Here is an 812-nt window from a genome sequence, read left to right as displayed (position 1 = left end):
AAGTGGGTCAGGGCTGTCATGTTCATAAATGGAGTTCTCTAAAAAAGCATGGTTCGGAGGGCGGTACACCATTTCTATCTCGTATTTCAGCCAGCGTAACCCCCATCTCGGCAGTAATTTGAGAGTGTTTACCCCAAGCCAGTATAAACTTTTGGTATGGTCGTGAATTTCTGCGCTTCTAGAACGTTGCGGTGAAAAAAGACGGGCTAAAATAAGGTGCTCTAATCCGCGAATGACCGTGGCGGGCGCCTAAGAGCAAAAGAGCGTCCCCACATTGCCCTAGCATCACGTGACAATGAGCCGATTGCTTGCTAAGGCAAGTGGAGAAATTTCAAGGAGCACGCCACTGTGCAGGTGACTCAAACCGCCCTACCGGGGGTCCTTTTGTTAAAACCCGCAAGGTTCGGTGATGCCCGTGGGTTCTTTTCCGAAAGCTGGAACCGCAAGACACTGGCGGAACACGGGATCGCATTAGACTTCGTGCAGGACAATCATTCGATTTCTGCAGCCGTCGGGACCGTGCGCGGGTTGCATTTTCAGACCCCGCCTCATGCGCAGGACAAGCTGGTGCGCTGCGGCCAAGGGGCGCTGTTCGACGTGGCGGTGGATATCCGCAAGGGCAGCCCGACATATGGCCAATGGGTTGGCTATGACTTGACCGCCGAGAACGGTTCGCAACTGCTGATACCCAAAGGGTTCCTGCACGGTTTTGTCACGCGCGCCCCTGATACAGAGATTATCTATAAATGCACCGACTACTACGCGCCCGAATGTGACGGCGCGTTGCGCTTTGACGATCCCGATATCGGCAT

The 812-nt window shown here is 53.9% G+C and carries 1 protein-coding gene; it reads left to right on the top strand.

Annotated features, from left to right (window positions below; translation table 11 throughout):
* Positions 1 to 348: 348 nt before the first annotated feature.
* Positions 349 to 812, top strand: a 464-nt coding sequence (gene rfbC / locus A3722_RS14935) for a dTDP-4-dehydrorhamnose 3,5-epimerase (protein WP_067916255.1), incomplete at its 3' end; no start/stop codon positions are given.

The sequence above is a fragment of the Sulfitobacter sp. HI0027 genome (assembly GCF_001634775.1).
In the GTDB taxonomy this organism is placed as follows: Bacteria; Pseudomonadota; Alphaproteobacteria; order Rhodobacterales; family Rhodobacteraceae; genus Sulfitobacter.
This window is presented reverse-complemented; position numbering and strand designations above follow the sequence as displayed.